Raw genomic sequence first — 19,737 nt, forward strand, 5'->3', positions numbered from 1 at the left:
CCACCAACGCGGCGGCCGAGGCGGCGGTCGTCGCCGCCACCGCCCCGCCGCCGGGTGCCGCCGTGCGGGCGGCGACCGCGTCCAGGAAGGACTTCACGACAGGCCGACGATCTCGCCGTTGTCGTCGAAGTCGATCCGGGTCGCGGCAGGGGACGAGCCGAGGCCGGGCATGGTCCGCATGTCGCCGCAGATCGGGTAGACGAACCCGGCGCCGACCGACGCACGTACCTCGCGGACCGGCAGCGTCCACCCGGTGGGTGCGCCGAGCAGCTTCGGGTCAGACGAGATCGAAAGGTGGGTCTTCGCCATGCACACCGGCAGCTCGCCGAAACCGTTGCGCTCGAAGCGATCCAGCTGCCTGCGTGCGGCGGGCGAGTAGGAGACGCCGTCCGCGCCGTACACCTTCGTCGCGATCGTCTCGATCTTCTCCCGCAGCGGCGCCGACGACGGGTACAGCAGCTGGAACTCGCTGGGTTCCTCGGCGGCCTCGGCGACCGCCTCGGCCAGCTCGACCGCACCGGCGCCGCCGTCGGAGAAGTGGGTGCTGACGGCGACGCGGGCGCCCATCTCCTCGGCGATCTCCCGGATCACGGCGTGCTCGGAGTCGAAGTCGCCGGGGAACGCGTTGATCGCGACGACCGGCGAGACGCCGTGCATGCGAAGGTTCTCGAGCTGCTTGCGCAGGTTCGCCGCGCCCGCGTGCACGTCGTCGGGGTTCTCCTTGAGCAGGTCCTCGGGCAGCGGCCTGCCCGCGACGATCTTGAACTTGCCGGAGTGGGCCTTGAGCGCACGCACGGTCGCGACCAGCACCGCCGCGTCGGGGGCCTCGCCGGACACCCGGCACTTGATGTTGAAGAACCGCTCCGCACCCATGTCGGCGCCGAACCCGGCCTCGGTGATGAGGTAGTCGCCGGTGCGCAGCCCGATCAGGTCGGCGACGACGGACGAGTTGCCGGTGGCGATGTTCCCGAACGGTCCACAGTGGACGAGGACGGGTGTGTTCTCCACGGTCTGCATGATGTTCGGCTTGATCGCCTCACGCAGCAGCACGGTCATCGCCCCCGCGGTGTCCAACTGCTCCGCGGTGACCGGCTCCCCGTCGCGGGTGTACCCGACGACGATCCGGCCCATACGGGCGCGGAGGTCGTCCAGCCCGGTGGTGAGCGCGAGCGCGGCCATCACCTCGGACGCGGCGGTGATGTCGAACCCGGTCTGGCGGGTGACACCGTCGGCCTTCGCCCCGAGCCCGATCACGATGTTGCGCAGCGCCCGGTCGTTCATGTCGAGCACGCGGCGCCAGGTGATCTCCCCGACGTCGAGGTCCAGGGGATTGCCCTGGTGGAGATGGTTGTCGACCATCGCGGCGAGCAGGTTGTGCGCGGCCGTGACGGCGTGCATGTCGCCGGTGAGGTGCAGGTTCAGCAGCTCCATCGGCACCACCTGGCTGTACCCGCCACCGGCCGCGCCGCCCTTGATACCCAGCGTGGGCCCCATCGACGGCTGCCGCACCGCGACGGTCGCCTGCTTCCCGACGTGCTTGAACCCCTGCCCGAGCCCGACGGTCGTGGTTGTCTTGCCCTCACCCAGCGGTGTCGGCGTAATGGCGCTGACCAGCACGTACTTGGCCCGCGGCGCGTCTTTGAGCTCGTCGATCGCCCCGAGCCCGACCTTCATCACGTCACGCCCGTAGGGCTCCAGCAGATGCGGCGGCAACCCCATGTCGGCGGCGATGTCGTCGATGGGCTTGAGCTTCGCGCCACGCGCGATCTCCAGATCGGACGGGAAGGCCATGGACACTCCTCGGGGTCACCGGTGGTCGATGCACCCCAGTCAACCAGCGTCCACGGCGGCGGGTCGGACCCGGCCATCCGGTCACGGATCGAGCGTGCCCCGCACCTGCCAGGTCTCCTGCCGCACCGGCTGGGGCGCCGGGCCGGCGGTCAGTGGCTCTCCTGGCAGCACGTTCTCGTCGACGTCCAGCTCACTGGGTCTCCTGACCGGCCGCTCGTCGACTTCGCTCGTCGCATTCTGTTCGAGGTAGCCCTTCTGGGCGTTTTCGGCCCGCATGTCCTCGTTGGAGGTCTGGATGATCGCTTCCTTCGTCGTCTGCGCGGCGAGGCCCGCCGCCTTCTCCCCGAGTTCGCCCAGCCTCTCCTTGATGGCGGTGGCCGTGTCGTCGGCGATCCGCTGGGCGATTCCGCGGGCAGCGTCGTCGACTTCGGACAGCTTCCTGGAGTGCGTGGCGACCCTGCTGTCCGCGAGGTTCTGCGCGCGTTTCGCGCTCGCGTGGGCGGCCTCCGTGACCCGTCCCTTGGGCGGCGCTTTCCTGCTGCCGATCTTCGCCCCGGTCTCCGCACGCCGTGCCGCTGCCGCCGCGGCGTCACCCATGGCGTCGTCCATCCCGTCGACGTGCTTGCTCGCGGTCTTGCCGAGGTTCTCCATGCTGTTGAGCAGCGCGCCGTCGCGAGGGACCCCCGGTGACTTGACGCCCAGGAGCCTGGCTGCCTTCGTGGTCGCGCCTGTCGTGCCGTCTGCGGCTTTCCGCAACGCCGCGGCCGCGTCGGTGAGAGAGCGGTTGCCCGCCTTCGCGGTTGCTGCCAGGTCTTCGAGGTGCTTGACGAGTTTGCGCAGCTCCTTGGTGGCGCGGGTGGCCATTCGCGCGCCGGACACCACGGAGTCGGCGATGAAGGCGGCCTGGGCGCCACCGAAGGTGACCGGGGTCAGCGGGCCTATCCCGAACCACCTCATCACGCGGCCAGCCGCCCAGTCGGCGAACCAGTCACGGATGACGGACCGGGTGGTCGCGACGACGGTCGCGGCGGTGTTAGTGCCGTCGGCGGCACGGTAGGCGGCGTCTCCGCTCAGGACGACGGCCCGCGCGAAGTCGTTGACGGCGACCCGGTACCCGTCGACGGCGGAGGACGCGGCGGACAGCTTGGCGACAGAGGCCTGGAGGTCTCGCACCCGGCTGTTGATGTGGTCGCCAATGTTGGTCCAGGTCTGCGCGTGGTCGGCCACCTGGGTCGGATCGCCAGCCATGACGGACAGGATTTCGTTGAGGATACCGAAGTGCTCGATCAGCCACCCGATCCCGGCTCCGAGGAACACCCGCATCGGGTTCTCGATGATCCCGAGTGCGTCGAACCCGATGCCACCGATGTCGGTCCAGGCACCGGCCAAGTCACCTCGTTCCATGTTCTGCACGGCGCTCACGAAGCCGGACATCGGTCCGGCGCCTTCGAGCGCGTCCGGGCTGACCATGTTGCGGAAGCCGAGATTGTCCATACTCACAGGACCGGAGCCGCTCTCCGGCCGGTTGTCGGCGATCAGCGGGTTGTCGGTCATGACAGGTCCCCGCTGATCTGCTGCATGCTGGCGGCGCTGTCGTGCTCTTTGGTCTCGTAGTCCGTGGCCATCGCGTCCAGTTGGGCGGCCACGCGCTCGGCGGCGTGTGCCGCGTCGCCGGTGAACTGGTCCGCGGCCGCGAATCGCTCGTCCATGGCGGACGACCAGGCCAGGCCGATGACGCCGTAGGCGTACAGGTCACGGCCCGCGGCGGAGGTGTTGGCCTCCTTGAGGTCCTCGGCGAACTCGCGGAGGTCCGCCGCCTGCTTCCTGAGTTCGGCCGGGGTGAGGTCGATCGAGTCGGTCACGCTCGTCACCTCCGCCCCTTCTTGAGCACGGTGCGCTGGTCGTAGTCGTGATCGTCGGCGGCCGGGGCCGACCGTGGGGGACGGGGCGGCTGCCGCGGATTCTCGCGTTCCTCGTTGTAGACCGCGACCGGGCGGTGTTTCTGCTGGGCAGGCGAGGGCTCCTCGAGCTTGGGGAGCTGTTCCCTGAGCATGCGCATGGCGTCGCTGTCGTTGCCGATCAGCGGGGTCATCAGGTCGGTGACCTGGCGGGCAGCGGTGGCCTGGGCCTTGCGGGCGGCCGCCATCACGGCCTCGGCGAGGCGTTCCTTGGGCAGCTTGTCGGCGGCGCGGCCGAACGACACGGCCAGCAGGGCGCCGGTGGCGCTCACGGTCGCCGTCGCTACCCCGTCTTCGCTCGTGGCCACGCCCGTGACCTTGGCGATGTCCGATTTCGTCTGCTCGGCGCGCTGCAACAGCTCCTGTGTGCGGCGGTCCAGGTCGTCGACTATCGCGTGTGGGTCGGTCATGAGAAGCCCCCTCCTCTGCTCTACCAGGAAGGATAGTCCGGCTCCTCACCGTGCGTGGCCGTTTGCCTTCAGGTCGGCTGGCGGAGTTGTGCCGCGGCCGCGGCCGCGAGCGGATCGAGGTCGTCGCCGCCCTCGGCTATGTGGGCCAGCAGTGCACGGAGCATCCTTGGCTCCCAGAAGTCGTGCATGTGCCTGGCCACCCGTGCCGCCCCGTCGTCGAACGGGAGGTGGGCGAACTGGATCGCGATCTCGTTCGCCAACCGCACGTCCGGTGCCTGGCCGCCGCTCATGAGCCCGCCACCGGGACCGCTACCCGCGCCTGCGCCGAGGAGGCGGGCACTGCCTTCAGGCCGACCTGCACGGCCGTCACCTTGTACTCCGGGCAGTTCGTCGCCCAGTCGGAGTGTTCCGTGGTCACCACGTTCGCGCCCGTCACCGGGTGGTGGAACGTCGTGTACACGACGCCGACCGGCATGCGGTCCGAGATGCGTGCGTGCAACGACGTCTGGCCGACCCGGGACGCGAGCGTCACCCGGTCGCCGTCGTTGATGCCGCGGACCTCCGCGTCGTGCGGGTGGATCTCCAGGGTGTCCTCCGGGTGCCACGTCACGTTCGCGGTGCGCCGGGTCTGTGCGCCGACGTTGTACTGCGACAGGATCCGGCCGGTGGTCAGGATCAGCGGGAACTTCCGGGTGCTGCGTTCCTTCGTCGGCACGTAGTTGGTCGGCATGAACCGGCCCTTGCCGCGCACGAACTCGCTCTCGTGCATGATCGGCGTGCCGAGCGGGGCATCCGCGTTGCACGGCCACTGCACGCTGCCGACCTTGTCCAGCAGGTCGAACGACACCCCGGCGAACGTCGGCGTCGTCAACGCGATCTCATCCATGATCTGGCTCGTCGAGTCGTAGTGCATCGGGTAACCCATGGCCTGGGCGATCTCGTCGACGATCTCCCACTCGTGCTTGCCGGTCTTCGGCTTCATCACCGGGCGCACCCGGTTGATCCGCCGCTCCGCGTTGGTGAACGTGCCGTCCTTCTCCAGGAACGACGTGCCCGGCAGGAACACGTGCGCGAACTTCGACGTCTCGTTCAGGAAAAGGTCCTGCACGACGCAGAGTTCGAGCGACTCGAGCGCCGCGAACACGTGCTTGGTGTTCGGGTCGGACTGCGCGATGTCCTCGCCCTGCACGAAAAGCGCCTTGAACGTGCCGTCGATGGCTGCGTCGAACATGTTCGGGATCCGCAGCCCCGGCTCCGGCAGGATCGGCGTGCCCCACAGCTGCGAGTAGATGTCCCGCACGCTCTCGTCGGACACGTGCCGGTAGCCGGGCAGCTCGTGCGGGAACGAGCCCATGTCGCAGCTGCCCTGCACGTTGTTCTGACCGCGCAACGGGTTCACGCCGACACCGTCGCGGCCGATGTTGCCGGTGGCCATCGCGAGGTTCGCCATGCCCATGACCATCGTGGAGCCCTGACTGTGCTCGGTCACGCCGAGGCCGTAGTAGATCGCGGCGTTGCCCCCGGTCGCGTACAGCCGCGCCGCCTCGCGCACCTCGGCCGCCGGCACGCCGGTGATCTCCTCAAGGGCCTCCGGCGAGTTCTCCGGCCGCGCGATGAACGACGCCCACTCGTCGAAGTCCTCGCAGCGCTCCGCGATGAAGTCGTCGGCCGCCAGACCTTCCGTGACGACGACGTGTGCGAACGAGTTGATGATCGCGACGTTGGTGCCGGGCGCCAGCTTCAGGTGGTACTCGGCCTGGATGTGCGGCGAGCGGACCAGGTCGATGCGCCGGGGATCGAGGACGATCAGCTTGGCGCCCCTGCGCAGCCGCTGCTTCATCCGCGACGCGAACACCGGGTGCGCGTCGGTCGGGTTGGCGCCGATCACCATGATCACGTCGGAGGCGTCGACGGACTTGAAGTCCTGTGTGCCCGCCGACGTGCCGAACGTCTGCTTGAGGCCGTACCCGGTGGGGGAGTGGCAGACCCGTGCGCACGTGTCGACGTTGTTGTTGCCGAACGCGGCGCGGATCATCTTCTGCACCACGTACACCTCTTCGTTGGTGCAGCGGGAGGAGGTGATGCCGCCGATCGAGCCGACGCCGTGCCGCGACTGGATGTCACGCATCTTCGTCGCCACCGTCTGGATGGCCTCCTCCCAGGAGACCTCGCGCCACGGGTCGGTGATCCTGTCGCGCACCATCGGGCTCATCTGCCGGTCCGGGTGTGTCGCGTAGCCGAACGCGAAGCGGCCCTTCACGCAGGAGTGGCCCTCGTTGGCGCCACCGTCCTTGTACGGCACCATCCTGACCAGCTCGTCGCCCTTCAGCTCGGCCTTGAACGAGCAGCCGACACCGCAGTACGCGCACGTGGTGAGGACCGTGCGGTTCGGCATGCCGAGGTCCACGACGGACTTCTCCTCGAGCGTGGCCGTCGGGCACGCCTGCACGCACGCGCCGCAGGACACGCACTCGGAGCTGAGGAAGTCCTGGCCGCCGGTGGCGACCTTCGACTCGAAGCCGCGGCCCTCGATCGTCAGCGCGAACGTGCCCTGCACCTCGTCGCAGGCACGCACACAGCGCGAGCAGGCGATGCACTTGCTGGCGTCGAAGTCGAAGTACGGGTTCGAGCTGTCGGTCGGCGCGTCGAGGTGGTTCTCGCCGTCGCCGACGCCGTAGCGCACCTCGCGCAGCCCGGTGACGCCCGCCATGTCCTGCAGTTCGCAGTCACCGTTGGCCGAACAGGTGAGGCAGTCGAGCGGATGGTCGGAGATGTACAGCTCCATGACGCCCCGCCGCAGCCTGTCGAGCCTCGGCGTCTGCGTCTTCACGGTCATGCCCGGCCGCACCGGCGTGGTGCAGGAGGCTGGCGTGCCCTTCACGCCGTCGATCTCGACGAGGCACAGCCGGCAGGAACCGAACGCCTCCAAGGAGTCCGTGGCGCACAGCTTGGGCACGTCCACGCCAGCGAGCGCGGCGGCGCGCATCACCGAGGTGCCATCGGGGACCTTGACCGACAGGCCGTCGACCTCGACGTCGACCGTGGCCTCTCCCGTGCGTGCCGGGGTGCCGAGGTCAGGTTCTTTGAGCAGACTCATGACTTCCCCTCGCAGGCTCCGGGGAGCCGCTCGCGGTCGCCATGTGACATTGATTCACTCGCAAGCTCGTTCATGACGGGACTCCGAACGTGGGCATGGGCAGCGGCGTGCTCTGGTGGAAATCGCCGGGGAAGTGCTTGATGGCGCTGCGCACGGGCATGGGGGTCAGCCCGCCCATCGCGCACAGCGAGCCGTCGGTCATCAGCTCGCACAGGTCGTCGAGCAGCACGAGGTTCTTCTCGACGTCCGTGCCCGCCATGATCTTGTCGATGGTCTCGCGGCCGCGGACCGCGCCGACGCGGCACGGGGTGCACTTGCCGCACGACTCCTCGGCGCAGAACTCCATCGCGAACCGGGCCATCTTCGCCATGTCGACGGTCTCGTCGAACACCACGATGCCGCCGTGGCCCACCATCGCGCCCGCCGAGGCGAACTCCTCGTAGTCCATCCTCAGGTCGAACCGCTCCACCGGCAGGTACGCGCCGAGCGGCCCGCCGACCTGTACCGCGCGGATCGGGCGCCCGGTGCGGGTGCCGCCGCCGTAGCCGTTGACCAGCTCGCCGAGCGTGACGCCGAACGGCAGCTCCACCACGCCGCCACGCGCGATGTTGCCGCCGAGCTGGAACACCTGTGTGCCGCGGGACCGGCCGACGCCGAAGCCCTGGTAGGCGTCCGCGCCGTCGGCGAGGATCATCGGCACCGAGCCGAGCGTGAGCACGTTGTTCACCACGGTGGGGCGGCCGAACAGGCCCTCCAGCGCGGGGATCGGCGGCTTGGCGCGGACCATGCCGCGCTTGCCCTCGAGGCTGTCCAGCATCGAGGTTTCCTCGCCGCAGATATAGGCACCCGCGCCGACCCGCACGTGGAGGTCGAACGTCAGGCCGCTGCCGAGGACCGACGCGCCGAGCCAGTCGCGGGCATACGCGATGTCGATCGCGCGGCGCAGCGTGGCGACCGCGTCCGGGTACTCGGAGCGGACGTAGATGTAGCCCTCGGTCGCGCCGGTGGCGTGGGCGGCGATCGTCATGCCCTCGATGAGGGTGAACGGGTCGCCCTCCATGAGCATGCGGTCGGCGAACGTGCCGGAGTCGCCCTCGTCGGCGTTGCAGCAGACGAACTTCACGTCCGCCTGCGCGCCGAGCACGGTCTTCCACTTGATGCCGGCCGGGAAGCCCGCGCCGCCGCGGCCACGCAGACCGGACTCGGTGACCTCCTCGACGACCTGCTCCGGGGTCTTCTCCAGGGCGGCGCGCAGGCCGCGCATGCCGCCGTGCGCCTCGTAGTCGTTGGCGGACAACGGATCGATGACGCCGACGCGGGCGAAGGTGACGCGCCTCTGCCGGCGCAGCCACTCGTGCTCGTCGGTCAGGCCCAGGCTGTGGCCGGTGTCGGCGCCGTCGAGCAGGCCCGCCCTGACCAGGTCGTCGACCTCCTCGGCGGCGACCGGGCCGTAGGCGACGCGGCCGCGCTCGGTCTCGACCTCGACCAGCGGTTCCAGCCACAGCAGACCGCGGGAGCCGTTGCGTACCAACTCGATCTCGCGACCGGCGGCCGCGGCGGAGGTCGCGACGGCGACCGCGACCTCGTCCGCGCCGACGGAGACGGCGGCGGAGTCGCGGGGCACGAAGACTCGGGTGACGTTGCTCATACTGTATGCACTGTCCGATCAAGAAGTGCGTCGAATCGTCGCGGCGACACGCGCCCCGCGATCCTGCCGTTGATCTCCACGGTCGGGCCGAGCGCGCAGTTGCCGAAGCAGAAGACCTGGTCGAGCGAGGCCGTGCGGTCCGGCGAGGTCTCGCCGATGCCGGTGCCCAGTCTGGCCCTGGCGTGCTCGACCAGTTCGTCGGCGCCCGCGGCCTGGCAGGCCTCCGCGCGGCAGATGCGCACGTGCGTGCCCGCGGGGGCTGACGTGCGGAAATCGTGGTAGAAGCTGATCACGCCGTGGACCTCCGCACGCGAGAGGTTCAGCTCCTCGGCCAGGATCGGCACCGCGGCCGGGTCGACGTAGCCGAACTCGGCCTGGAGGTCGTGCAGGATCGGCAGAAGCGCTCCCCGGTCGGCACGGTGCGCGGCCACTGCCGATCGCACGTGTCGTTCAAGAGGAGACCCGCCCGTCGTTGCGCCGGGTTTCATGACCCGACTCTCTCAACCCTTCCGCCGCAGGTCAAAGCACTGTCGGTTATCCAATGAGAGATCTTGCTTATGACGGGAGCGCCGGCATGTCCCATGGCTCCTTGGGCGAGGGTCTGGGCCTGACCAACAGTGACCTCAGGGGAACGTGGCGGCACTCAGCCACCAACCACTTCGATGTCCGGCGCCTGCGCTGGGGCGGAACACTTTTGATCCCGGGGAGGCGGACTATCGCAACCGGGACGCGACATCCTCCGGCAGGACGTCGGTGATGAAGGCGCCCATGCCGGTCTCCGACCCCGCCAGGTACTTCAGCTTGTCGGCGGCGCGCTGGATCGACGACACCTGCAGGTGCAGGTACGCGTGTTCGCGCAGCGGGTCCGACACCGGCGCCTGGTGCCACGCCGCGACGTAGGGCAGTGGCTGGGCGTACAAGCCGTCGAGCCTGCGCAGCACGTCCAGGTACAGCACGGCGAAGTCGTCGCGTTCGGCGTCGGTCAGGGACGGGATGTCGGGTACGCGGCGGTGGGGGTACACGTGCACCTCCACCGGCCAGCGGGCGGCCGCGGGCACGAACGCGGTCCAGTGCGCGGACGTCACCACCACCCTGGCGCCCGAATCCCGTTCTCCCGTAAGGACGTCCGCGAACAGGTTGCGGCCCGTCCTCGCCGCGTACGAAGCGGCGTTGCCCAGCATCTGGCGACTCTTGGGCGTCACGAACGGGTACGCGTAGATCTGCCCGTGCGGGTGAGCGAGCGTCACGCCGATCGCCTCGCCGCGGTTCTCGAACGGGAACACCTGTTCCACGCCGGGCAGTCCGGCCAGCGCGCTGGTCCGGTCCGCCCACGTGTCCACGACGAGCCTGGCGTGTTCGGGCCTCAGTGTCGCGAACGCCGCGTCGTGGTCGCTCGTGAAGCACACGACCTCGCACCGGCCGACACCGGACCGCGAGCCGACCAGCGGTGGCAGGCTCGGGCCCGCGTCACCGACGGCATGCATGGACAGCGACGGGAAGCGGTTCTCGAACACCACCACGTCGTAGTCCGGCGACGGGATCTCCGTGTGTCGCTCCGATGTGGACGGACACAGTGGACAGCTGTTGGCCGGGGGATGGTAGGTGCGGCTTTGCCGGTGCGCGGCCAGGATCACCCACTCGTCGAGCACCGGGTCGTGCCGCATCTGCGATGCGGTCGACACCGGGTCGAGCTTGCGCGGATCGTGGAGCTCCCGCGCCGGTGAGTCGTCGTGGTCGAAGTAGATGATCTCGCGGCCGTCGGCCAGCTCCGCCGTGGTGCGCTTCACGACGACGCCTCGACGCTGACGATGCGCAGGTCGTCGACGTGCTCGGCCAGTGCCTCTCTGCCGTCGCCGGGCAGGCCGTCGTCGGAGATCACGACGTCGGCGTCGGCGAGCCGGGCGATCGTGGACAGTCCGACCGTGCCCCACTTGGTGTGGTCGGCGAGCACCACGAGCCTGCGCCCCGCCGCGACCAGCGCGCGGTCGGTGTCCGCCTCAAGGAGGTTCGGTGTGGTGAAACCGGCCGTCTCCGCCATGCCGTGCACGCCGAGGAACACGATGTCCAGGTGCAGTTGCGCGAGCGCGGACACCGCGATCGGGCCGACCAGCGCGTCCGATGGTGTGCGGACACCGCCGACCACGACCACGTTCTGGTCCGTGCGCGGCGGTGCGTGCAGGACGTCCGCGATCCGCATGGAGTTCGTGACGATCGTGAGCCCGTCGACCGCGCGCAGCGCGTGCGCTAGCGCCCATGTCGTGGTGCCTGCGGACAGTCCCACCGCGGTGCCGGGGGAGACCAATTCGACCGCGGCGCGGGCGATGGCCTCCTTCTCCGGTTGCTGACGCAGCGACTTCGCCTCGAAGCCGGGCTCCTCGGTACTGGCCGCCCGCGACCGGGTCGCGCCGCCGTGCACCTTGTCCAGCAACCCCTGCTGTGCGAGCGCGTCCAGGTCCCTGCGGATCGTCATGTCGGAGACGCCGAGCATCTGCGCGAACTCGATGACCCGGACCGCGCCCCGTCTGTGGATCTCCTCGACGATCCGGGCTTGCCTCTCCGCTGCCAGCATTGCCTCTCCCCCTTGGTAGGGCACCCCGAGTCGGTCGCCGATCCAACCATAAACCGACTCATTCGCACAGGCCCAGACGCCAGCATCGCATACCCCGTTCTGTCGACCGTATCGGTCGCTTCCTGGGGCAATCCTCGTGCTGATGCCGGCTGAGCGCCTGTTGATCCGATGTTTCTTCGACCCGGTGCGTCGTCCATGTTGACATATGTGCGCACGCGTGGGGAAGGGGAACACCGCAGGTCCCAGCCGGACGCGGTGAAGGACGAGGGTGGTGACCACGTCCTCCACCGCACCGGCCGGTCCCGGTGTGCGGTGAACACCGGGACCGAAGCCGGCCACCTGGCCCAGGCGGCAGCGTTCGGCAATGGTCCAGACCATATCGTCGCAGGCTGCCGGGCGGCAAGAGCGCTCAGAGATCGGACGTCTACGGAGCGTAAGTCAGGTATCCACGAGGTGAACAGGGTAGGTCACGAAAGGACCACCGGATTCGGTTCGCCCTCTTGACAGGCGCGTATGCCGCCAGCAAAGGTTTCGATTCTGAGAGGTCGCGTTCACAAGTGTTGGTTTTTCTGGCCGCTCCCTGAGGAGGCGCACAATGATGAGCCCTCGATCGTTCGGTGCAGGCGGCGTCTCCGCCGTGAACATCGGACGGCGGACGATGTTGAAGGGGATGCTCGGCGCGGGAGCGCTGGCGGGTCTCGCCGCCTGCGGCAGCGGGGATGGCGGGGGCGGTGGCGGTGAGGTCACGCTCGGCTCGAACTGGTCCGACGAGGTGCCCAAGAAGGCCATCGCGGACGTGATGAAGGGCTTCTCCGGCGGCACCGTCAAGATCAACACAATCGATCACAACTCGTTCCAGGAGAACATCAACAACTACCTGCAGGGCGGCCCGGACGACGTGTTCGGCTGGTTCGCGGGCTACCGCATGCAGTTCTTCGCCGAGCAGGGCCTGGTCGGCGACATCAGTGACGTGTGGGCCGACATCGGCAGCGGTTTCTCGGACGCGATGAAGCAGCAGTCCACTGGCGCGGACGGCAAGCAGTACTTCGTGCCGCTGTACTACTACCCGTGGGCCGTCTTCTACCGGAAGAGCGTCTTCGCCGACAAGGGCTACGAGCCGCCGAAGACCATGGACGACTTCGTCGCGCTCGCCACGAAGATGAAGGGCGACGGCCTCAACCCGATCGCGTTCGGCGACTCCGACGGCTGGCCCGCGATGGGCACGTTCGACTACCTGAACCTGCGCATCAACGGCTACGACTTCCACCGCGAGCTGATGGCGGGCGAGAAGTCCTGGGCCTCGAAGGAAGTCAAGAGCGTCTTCGACCAGTGGCGTGAGCTGCTGCCGCTGCACCAGCCCGCCGCGCTCGGCCGCACCTGGCAGGAGGCCGCGCAGTCGCTGCTGAACAAGGAGTCCGGGATGTACACCCTGGGCATGTTCGTCGGCCAGCAGTTCCCCGAGGGCGCGGAGCGCGACGACCTGGACTTCTTCCCGTTCCCCGAGATCGACCCGGCGATCGGCTCCGACGTGGTCGAGGCGCCGATCGACGGCTTCATGATGGCCGCCCGCCCGCGTAACTCCGACGGCGCGATGGCGCTGCTCAAGCACCTTGGCACCGCCAAGGCAGAGGACACCTACCTCAAGTCCGACCCGAACAACATCGGCGCGCACGACGACGCCGACAAGTCCGGGTACAACGCACTGCAGACGAAGGGCGAGGAGCTCGTCAGCGGCGCCAAGTCGATCTCGCAGTTCCTCGACCGCGACACCCGGCCCGACTTCGCCTCGACGGTCATGATCCCGTCGCTGCAGGAGTTCATCAAGAACCCGGACGACGTGGACGGGCTGACCAAGAGCATCGAAAGCCAGAAGAAATCGATCTTCGGTGGCTGACCTGGTGACCCGGCCGGGGCGCACGGGGACCAAGTCCCGTGCACCCCGGCCGAAGCACGCGCGCACCTTGTCCACCATGGACAAGCTGACCGTCGTGCTGATGGTCACGGTCCCGGCGCTCATCGTCGTCAGCCTGGTGTGGTTGCCCGCGATCTCGACGATCGTGCTGTCGTTCACCGACTGGAACGGCATCGGGAACATCGCCGAGATGAACTTCGTCGGCACGCAGAACTTTGTCGACGTCACGTCGAACTACCCGCCGTTTCGCCCCGCGATGGAACACAACCTCATCTGGCTGGTCGTGTTCTTCTTCGGGCCGACGCTGCTCGGCATCTTCCTCGCGGCGCTGCTCGACCGTGAGGTTCGGGGAAGCCGGATCTACCAGAGCATCTTCTTCCTGCCGGTGGTGCTGTCGCTGGCACTGGTCGGGTTCATCTGGCAGCTGCTCTACTCCCGCGACCAGGGCCTGCTCAACGCGCTGTTCAATATCAAGGTCGACTGGATCGGCGACCCGGACGTCAACCTGTGGGCGGTGCTGGTCGCGGCGAGCTGGCGGCACACCGGGTACATCATGCTGCTGTACCTGGCGGGGCTGAAGGCGGTCGACCCCGCGCTGCGCGAGGCCGCGGCCGTCGACGGTGCCGGCGAGGTGCGCACGTTCTTCCAGGTCGTCTGGCCGGTGATGCGGCCGGTGAACATCGTGGTCCTGGTGATCACGGTGATCGAGGCACTCAGAGCGTTCGACATCGTCTGGGTGCTCAACAAGGGGCGCAACGGGCTCGAGCTGATCTCCACCCTGGTGACACAGAACGTGATCGGTGAGGCGAGCCGCGTCGGCTTCGGGTCGGCGCTGGCCACCATCATGATCGCGATCTCGACCGTGTTCATCGTGATCTACCTGGTCCAGGTCATGCGGGAGCAGCGATGACTGTCGTCGGGCGCCGGAGTCCGGCGCGCATCGTGTTGCGGGTGTTCCTGGCCGTGATGGCCGTCGGGTGGCTGTTCCCGATCGCGTGGGCGGTCTACAACTCGTTCCGGGACTACGACTTCACCTCCGAGAACCGGTACTTCTCGTTCGGTGGCTTCACGTTGGACAACTACGTCAACGCGTGGTCGCGTGGCAACTTCGGGCAGACGTTCTACAACTCGGTGGTCATCACGGTCCCGTCGGTGGTCATCACGCTGCTGCTCGCGTCGTCAGCGGCCTTCGTGCTGGCGCGGTACACCTTCAAGTTCAACCTCGCGATGCTCGCGTTGTTCACCGCGGCGAACCTGCTGCCGCAGCAGGCGTTGCTGGTGCCGCTGTTCCGGCTGTTCCTCAACATCGAGGTGCCGTTCTGGTTCAGCGACTCGGGATCGCTCTACGACACGTACTACGCGGTGATCGCGGTGAACATCGCGTTCCAGACCGGGTTCTGCACGTTCGTGCTGAGCAACTACATGAAGACCATCCCGAAGGAGCTGACGGAGGCCGCGCTGGTCGACGGCGCCGGCGTGTTCCGCCAGTTCTGGCAGGTCGTGCTGCCGCTGTGCCGTCCGGCGCTCGCGGCGCTCGCGACCCTGCAGATCACGTGGGTGTACAACGACTTCTTCTGGGCCGTCGCGTTCATGCGCACCGGTGACAAGTTCCCCGTGACGTCGTCGCTGCAGAACCTGCGGGGCCAGTTCTTCACCGACTACAACCTGCTGTCCGCGGGTTCGGTGATCGTCGCGATCCCCACGCTCGTGATCTTCTTCCTGCTGCAACGGCACCTGCGTGCCGGTCTGACGCTGGGAGCCACCAAGGGATGAGCGGAGTCTGCGGGGCGGCGTCGTGATCGTCCATCTGCGTGCGGAGACCGTCAGCCTGGTCATCGACGCGCGTGACGTGCCGTCGGTGGTCCACTGGGGCGCGCCGCTCGGCGACCTGTCCGAGGACGATCTGCTGTCGCTGGCGGACGGCGCGATCTCGCCGATCCCGCCGAACGCGCCCGATGTCCCGATCCCGATCGCGTTGCTGCCGTCGGCCCGGCAGGGCTATCCAGGGCGGCCGGGGTTGCGCGGGCATCGCTCCGGCACGGACTGGTTGCCTGCCATGACGTTGTCGTCCGCGACCGAGGCCGGGTTCGTGCTCGACGGTGGCGGGCTGCGTGTGGAGTCCACTGTGGACTTGACACCGTCTGGGGTGCTGCGGCTGCGGCATTCGGTGACCAACACCGGCGATGCCCCGTACATCGTGGACGGGCTGGAGGCCGCGCTGCCGGTGCCAGCGCAGGCGTCCGAGCTGATGGACTTCACCGGCCGGTGGATCCGGGAGAAACACCCGCAGCGGAGGGGGTTCGACCCCGGGTCGTGGGTGCGGGAGAGCAGACGCGGCCGCACTGGGCACGACGCGACGCCCGCTATCCTGGCCGGTACCAGTGGTTTCGGGTTCCGCACCGGTGAGGTGTGGGCAGTGCACGTCGCGTGGAGCGGCAACCACGTCACCTACGCGGAGCGGGTCCACGAGGGCCGCGGTGTGCTGGGCGGCGGTGAGTTGCCGGCCAGTGGTGAGGTGATCCTCGTGCCGGGGGAGACGTACTCCTCGCCGTGGCTCTACGCCGCGTACTCCGGCGCCGGGATCGACGGGATCAGCGCCGCGTTCCACCAGTGGACGCGTGCGCGGCCGTCCCATCCCGTGCGGCCGAGGCCGGTCGTGCTGAACACGTGGGAGGCCGTGTACTTCGACCACGACCTGGCCCGGCTGAAGGGGCTCGCGGACGTGGCCGCCCGGGTCGGCGTCGAACGGTTCGTGCTGGACGACGGCTGGTTCTCCCACCGCAGGGACGACACCGCGGGCCTCGGCGACTGGTACGTCGACGACGGCGTGTGGCCGGACGGGCTGACGCCGCTGATCACGCACGTGACCGGGCTGGGCATGGAGTTCGGCATCTGGGTCGAACCCGAGATGGTCAACCCCGACTCGGACCTGTGCCGCGCGCATCCGGACTGGGTGCTCGCGCCTGGCGACGGCACGCTGCCGCCGACCTCGCGCCACCAGCAGGTCCTGGATCTCGCGAACCCGGACGCCTACGCGTACATCCTGGACCGGCTCGACGAATTGCTGCGGGACAACGACGTGGCGTTCGTGAAGTGGGACCACAACCGCGACCTGATCGGCGCCAGGGCACACGCGCAAACGCTTGCGGTGTACCGGTTGCTGGACGAGCTGCGGGCCAGGCACCCAGGTATCGAGATCGAGAGTTGCTCCAGCGGCGGCGGCCGGACCGACCTGGAGATCCTGGCGCGCACGGATCGCGTGTGGGCGAGCGACTGCAACGACGCGCTGGAACGGCAGACCATCCAGCGGTGGACGGCGCTGCTGTTGCCGCTCGAACTGATCGGCGCGCACGTCGGCCCGCCGCACTCGCACACGACCGGCCGCACACAGGACCTGTCGTTCCGCGTGGCGACGGCGTTGTTCGGGCACTTCGGCATCGAGTGGGACATCGCGTCGGCGTCGGCGGGTGAGCAGGCGGGGCTGGCCGAGGCGGTGGCGTTCTACAAGTCGGTCCGCGGCCTGCTGCACGCCGGAACGCTGGTGCGCGGCGACGTGGCGGATCCGTCGGCGACGCTGACGGGCGTGGTGGGGCCTGCCGAGGCGGTGTTCTGCTACGCACAGCTGACGTCGTCGGCACGCACCGTGCCCGCGCCGGTCCGGCTCCCCGGCCTTGACCCGTCCCGCCGGTACGAGGTCGCGCCGGTGACCCCCGGTGGCGCACCCCGCGCACAGCAGAACCCGCCGCCGGACCTTGGAAAGCGCATTCTCTCCGGCCGTGTGCTGTCCGAAGTGGGCATCCGGCCGCCGGTACTCACGCCGGAGCAGGCGTGGCTCGTACATCTGACGGCGCTGTGAGGTCGGCCGGGCTGATAATGATCCGGTGAACGCGAAGATCAGGACGTACCAGCCGGACGAGGAGCAGGTGTTGTACGACATCTGCCTGCTGACCGGCGACAGCGGCAACGACGCGACGGGCCAGTACCTCGACCCGAGGCTGCTCGGCGAGGTGTACGTGGGCCCGTACCTGCGTTTCCCGGCCGCGCTGGCCCTGGTCGGCACCGACGAGGACGGCGTGGCGGGCTACGTGCTCGGCGTCCAGGACACGGTGGCGTTCGAGCGGTGGTGCGAGCGCGAGTGGTGGCCGTCGCTCCGGTCCCGCTACCCGCTGGGTGCCTTCCCACCCGAGTCCGCGGACGAGCGGATCGTGCGCCTGATCCACTCCCCGCCCACCGCGCCCCCCGACGTGGTGGAGCGCTACCCGGCCCACCTCCACATCGACCTGCTACCCCGCCTCCAGGGCCAGGGCGACGGCCGCCGCCTGCTGACCGCGCTGCTGGACGACCTCGCCGCGATCGGTGTTCCCGGCATCCACTTGGGCGTGGCCCGCGCCAACGAACGCGCGATCGGCTTCTACCGCCGAATGGGCTTCACCGAAGTCCAGTCGTTCGCGCACTCCCTCGTGATGGCCCGCCTGCTGATGCACTGAAAGTGCCCTATGTCCGGAGAGGTGGGCCGGCTAGATGCCGAGGTGTGTGGCCAACCTGTCGATGTGGGTGTCCGCGTCGCCGAAGGCCAGGGCGCTCGACATCGCGTGGCGGGTGTAGTGGTGCAGGTCGTGTTCCTCTGTGAAGCCGATCGCGCCGTGGACCTGGTGGCCCAGCGCGCAGACGCGTTCGTACGCCTCGCTCACCCACGACTTCGCCACCGACACCTCCACCGACGCGTCCAGGCCGCGGGACAACCGCCAGATCGCCTCGTACGCGATGAACCTCGCGCCCATCACGTCGATGGCCATGTTCGCGCAGTGGTGTTGCACCGCCTGGAAGGCGCCGATGGGCTTGCCGAACTGCTCGCGTTCCTTGGCGTACTCGACCGTCTTGTCCAGCACCGCCTGCGCGCCGCCCACCATCTCGGCGCACGTGGCCGCGGCACCGTAGGCCTCGATGGTGTCCGTGGCCGCGGCCAGGGACGTGCCGGTCACCGAGTCGTATGTGACGCGACACGTCGGCGCGGGGCCGACCACCGACACCGGGGTGCGGTCCACTTCGGACGTCAGCACGACGCCCGACGGGGTTGCCACCAGCAGTTCCGCCGCCTCCGCCGCCCACGGGACCAGCGCACCGCTGAACGGCGCGTAGGCGAACACCTCGCCACCGGCGATGCGGGTACGAAGGGCGGGCGCCGCGAAACCCGCACAGGCCACTGTGGACACATAGGGAACGGTCACCCGCGCCCGCCCCAGTTCCTCGACGATCAGGCACGCCTCGAGGAATCCGAAGTCCTCGAACGGCAGTGCCTGCCAGCCGAGGTCCGTGATCTCCTTCCAGACATCCTGGCCCTCGCGGCCCGCGAGGAACTCGCGGGCCGTCCGCTGGACCATCGTCTGGTCCTCGGTGAGCGTCAGGTCCATCAGCGCCTGCCGGGGATCTTGTCCGACCGGACCCACACGCCGGGCCGCTCCTCCCAGAACAGCTGCACCAGCACGCCACCGGTCTTCTTCGGGTGGATGAACGTGTGCTTCCAGCTGGCTCCGTCGGTGACGCCCTCCTCGTCGTCGAAGGTGGGGACGTCGTGGTGGCGGCAGGCGTCCAGCGCGGCGTCCCAGTCGGACACCTGGAAGGTCACGTGGTGGGCCGCGGGACCGTTGCGGGAGAGGAACTTGTCGATGAACGACTCCTCACCGCGCGAGGTGATCACTTCGAGGCAGACGCTGGAGCCGGGCACGTTCAGCACCAGGTCCGCCATGTCCGGGTGCTCGTCGTCGGCGGTGCGCCACACCTCGACGACACCGAGCAGGTCCCGGTACCACGCGGACAGCTCGTCGCGGTCCGGGAACGCCTGGCAGACGTGGTCCAGGTTCACGATCCCGAGCGTCGGTCCGTCCACAGAGGACGGCGGCGCCGCGACGGCGTCCTCGTCACCCGTCATCGCCAGCGTGCCGGGGCCGCGCAGGCGGAACAGCACGCCGGGGCCGTGCGCGGGCGGGGACAGTGACGCCTCCACCCACTTGCCCGGCACGCCGTCCGTGACCTTGATGCCGCGTTCGTCCAGCTCGGCCACCGCCGCGTCAAGGTCCGGCACCTCGATACCGATGTGGTGCAGGCCGGGGCGGCCGCCGTGCTCGTCCAGCCAGCGCTGGATCGACGAGTTCTCCCCGGCCGGGGCCAGTACCTGCCAGGTGTGGCCCCACGTGCCGGGGATCTCCAGCCGGGCGCCGCGAACACCGGCGGCCTCGTTGTCCCATCGATGGGTGGTGCGGAAGCCGAACAGCTTCTCCAGCAAGTCGATCTGCGGCTCCAGGGAAGGAACCGCCTGTGCGACATGGTCAACGCGGTAGATCTGCATGGCGAC

At 68.9% G+C, this 19,737-nt stretch carries 18 protein-coding genes; 5 read left to right on the top strand and 13 right to left on the bottom strand.

Translation table 11 applies throughout. The annotated features are described in order from the left end of the window. From WBA97_RS39300 to WBA97_RS39350, 11 genes are all read right to left on the bottom strand, one after another. On the bottom strand, nucleotides 1-97 hold a 97-nt coding region (locus WBA97_RS39300; protein ID WP_424236266.1), incomplete at its 3' end, for a cyclodeaminase/cyclohydrolase family protein. Continuing rightward, nucleotides 94-1,791, bottom strand: coding sequence for a formate--tetrahydrofolate ligase (locus WBA97_RS39305; RefSeq protein ID WP_424236222.1), 1,698 nt, complete (start codon nucleotides 1,789-1,791; stop codon nucleotides 94-96). The genes WBA97_RS39300 and WBA97_RS39305, both read right to left, overlap by 4 nt. A gap of 81 nt (nucleotides 1,792-1,872) precedes the next feature. Next, nucleotides 1,873-3,345, bottom strand: a complete 1,473-nt coding sequence (locus tag WBA97_RS39310) for a hypothetical protein (protein ID WP_424236223.1) — start codon at nucleotides 3,343-3,345, stop codon at nucleotides 1,873-1,875. Then, nucleotides 3,342-3,653: a type VII secretion target gene (locus tag WBA97_RS39315; protein ID WP_424236225.1), complete on the bottom strand. Its 312-nt coding sequence runs from the start codon at nucleotides 3,651-3,653 to the stop codon at nucleotides 3,342-3,344. The genes WBA97_RS39310 and WBA97_RS39315 overlap by 4 nt, the downstream gene beginning before the upstream one ends. Nucleotides 3,654-3,658: 5 nt before the next feature. Next, nucleotides 3,659-4,159, bottom strand: a complete 501-nt coding sequence (locus WBA97_RS39320; RefSeq protein ID WP_424236226.1) for a YbaB/EbfC family nucleoid-associated protein — start codon at nucleotides 4,157-4,159, stop codon at nucleotides 3,659-3,661. A gap of 68 nt (nucleotides 4,160-4,227) precedes the next feature. Continuing rightward, nucleotides 4,228-4,449 (bottom strand): formate dehydrogenase subunit delta, encoded by a 222-nt coding sequence (locus tag WBA97_RS39325; RefSeq protein WP_424236228.1) that lies wholly within the window; start codon nucleotides 4,447-4,449, stop codon nucleotides 4,228-4,230. Then, nucleotides 4,446-7,256, bottom strand: a complete 2,811-nt coding sequence (fdhF, locus tag WBA97_RS39330; protein ID WP_424236230.1) for a formate dehydrogenase subunit alpha — start codon at nucleotides 7,254-7,256, stop codon at nucleotides 4,446-4,448. Before fdhF ends, WBA97_RS39325 begins: the two co-directional genes overlap by 4 nt. A 70-nt stretch (nucleotides 7,257-7,326) precedes the next feature. Further along, nucleotides 7,327-8,904: a formate dehydrogenase beta subunit gene (locus WBA97_RS39335; RefSeq protein WP_424236232.1), complete on the bottom strand. Its 1,578-nt coding sequence runs from the start codon at nucleotides 8,902-8,904 to the stop codon at nucleotides 7,327-7,329. Continuing rightward, nucleotides 8,901-9,347: an NAD(P)H-dependent oxidoreductase subunit E gene (locus WBA97_RS39340; RefSeq protein ID WP_424236233.1), complete on the bottom strand. Its 447-nt coding sequence runs from the start codon at nucleotides 9,345-9,347 to the stop codon at nucleotides 8,901-8,903. The genes WBA97_RS39335 and WBA97_RS39340 overlap by 4 nt, the downstream gene beginning before the upstream one ends. Before the next feature lie 270 nt (nucleotides 9,348-9,617). Further along, complete coding sequence (gene galT, locus WBA97_RS39345) at nucleotides 9,618-10,691, bottom strand: galactose-1-phosphate uridylyltransferase (RefSeq protein ID WP_424236235.1); 1,074 nt, start codon at nucleotides 10,689-10,691, stop codon at nucleotides 9,618-9,620. Beyond that, nucleotides 10,688-11,473: a DeoR/GlpR family DNA-binding transcription regulator gene (locus WBA97_RS39350; protein ID WP_424236236.1), complete on the bottom strand. Its 786-nt coding sequence runs from the start codon at nucleotides 11,471-11,473 to the stop codon at nucleotides 10,688-10,690. Before WBA97_RS39350 ends, galT begins: the two co-directional genes overlap by 4 nt. Before the next feature lie 595 nt (nucleotides 11,474-12,068). On the opposite strand from WBA97_RS39350, the gene WBA97_RS39355 reads away from it, so the two are divergent. From WBA97_RS39355 to WBA97_RS39375, 5 genes are all read left to right on the top strand, one after another. Continuing rightward, complete coding sequence (locus WBA97_RS39355) at nucleotides 12,069-13,367, top strand: ABC transporter substrate-binding protein (RefSeq protein WP_424236238.1); 1,299 nt, start codon at nucleotides 12,069-12,071, stop codon at nucleotides 13,365-13,367. 76 nt (nucleotides 13,368-13,443) lie between these two features. Further along, nucleotides 13,444-14,295 (top strand): carbohydrate ABC transporter permease, encoded by an 852-nt coding sequence (locus WBA97_RS39360; protein WP_424236239.1) that lies wholly within the window; start codon nucleotides 13,444-13,446, stop codon nucleotides 14,293-14,295. Continuing rightward, on the top strand, nucleotides 14,292-15,158 hold the full coding sequence (locus WBA97_RS39365) for a carbohydrate ABC transporter permease (protein WP_424236241.1): 867 nt from the start codon (nucleotides 14,292-14,294) through the stop codon (nucleotides 15,156-15,158). Before WBA97_RS39360 ends, WBA97_RS39365 begins: the two co-directional genes overlap by 4 nt. A gap of 22 nt (nucleotides 15,159-15,180) precedes the next feature. Beyond that, nucleotides 15,181-17,241, top strand: a complete 2,061-nt coding sequence (locus WBA97_RS39370) for an alpha-galactosidase (protein WP_424236242.1) — start codon at nucleotides 15,181-15,183, stop codon at nucleotides 17,239-17,241. 25 nt (nucleotides 17,242-17,266) lie between these two features. Beyond that, nucleotides 17,267-17,872, top strand: a complete 606-nt coding sequence (locus WBA97_RS39375; protein WP_424236243.1) for a GNAT family N-acetyltransferase — start codon at nucleotides 17,267-17,269, stop codon at nucleotides 17,870-17,872. 30 nt (nucleotides 17,873-17,902) lie between these two features. On the opposite strand, the gene WBA97_RS39380 is transcribed toward WBA97_RS39375, so the two are convergent. Then, a complete protein-coding gene (locus tag WBA97_RS39380; RefSeq protein ID WP_424236244.1) occupies nucleotides 17,903-18,832 on the bottom strand; it encodes an acyl-CoA dehydrogenase family protein in 930 nt (309 codons plus the stop codon). After that, the gene (locus tag WBA97_RS39385) at nucleotides 18,796-19,731 is read right to left on the bottom strand and encodes a VOC family protein (protein ID WP_424236245.1); all 936 of its coding nucleotides are present in this window, start codon (nucleotides 19,729-19,731) and stop codon (nucleotides 18,796-18,798) included. The genes WBA97_RS39380 and WBA97_RS39385 overlap by 37 nt, the downstream gene beginning before the upstream one ends. Nucleotides 19,732-19,737 lie beyond the last annotated feature (6 nt).

Origin of the sequence: Actinophytocola sp. (assembly GCF_049647105.1) — a bacterium.
Taxonomy (GTDB): Bacteria; Actinomycetota; Actinomycetes; order Mycobacteriales; family Pseudonocardiaceae; genus Actinophytocola.

Excerpts from the sequence above, each read along its gene's own strand:
- WBA97_RS39335 (WP_424236232.1), bottom strand. The coding sequence starts at position 8,904 with ATGAGCAACGTCACCCGAGTCTTCGTGCCCCGCGACTCCGCCGCCGTC.
- WBA97_RS39360 (WP_424236239.1), top strand. The coding sequence starts at position 13,444 with ATGGACAAGCTGACCGTCGTGCTGATGGTCACGGTCCCGGCGCTCATC.
- WBA97_RS39325 (WP_424236228.1), bottom strand. The coding sequence starts at position 4,449 with ATGAGCGGCGGCCAGGCACCGGACGTGCGGTTGGCGAACGAGATCGCG.
- WBA97_RS39365 (WP_424236241.1), top strand. The coding sequence starts at position 14,292 with ATGACTGTCGTCGGGCGCCGGAGTCCGGCGCGCATCGTGTTGCGGGTG.
- fdhF (WP_424236230.1), bottom strand. The coding sequence starts at position 7,256 with ATGAGTCTGCTCAAAGAACCTGACCTCGGCACCCCGGCACGCACGGGA.
- WBA97_RS39310 (WP_424236223.1), bottom strand. The coding sequence starts at position 3,345 with ATGACCGACAACCCGCTGATCGCCGACAACCGGCCGGAGAGCGGCTCC.
- WBA97_RS39385 (WP_424236245.1), bottom strand. The coding sequence starts at position 19,731 with ATGCAGATCTACCGCGTTGACCATGTCGCACAGGCGGTTCCTTCCCTG.
- WBA97_RS39320 (WP_424236226.1), bottom strand. The coding sequence starts at position 4,159 with ATGACCGACCCACACGCGATAGTCGACGACCTGGACCGCCGCACACAG.
- WBA97_RS39355 (WP_424236238.1), top strand. The coding sequence starts at position 12,069 with ATGATGAGCCCTCGATCGTTCGGTGCAGGCGGCGTCTCCGCCGTGAAC.
- WBA97_RS39305 (WP_424236222.1), bottom strand. The coding sequence starts at position 1,791 with ATGGCCTTCCCGTCCGATCTGGAGATCGCGCGTGGCGCGAAGCTCAAG.
- WBA97_RS39350 (WP_424236236.1), bottom strand. The coding sequence starts at position 11,473 with ATGCTGGCAGCGGAGAGGCAAGCCCGGATCGTCGAGGAGATCCACAGA.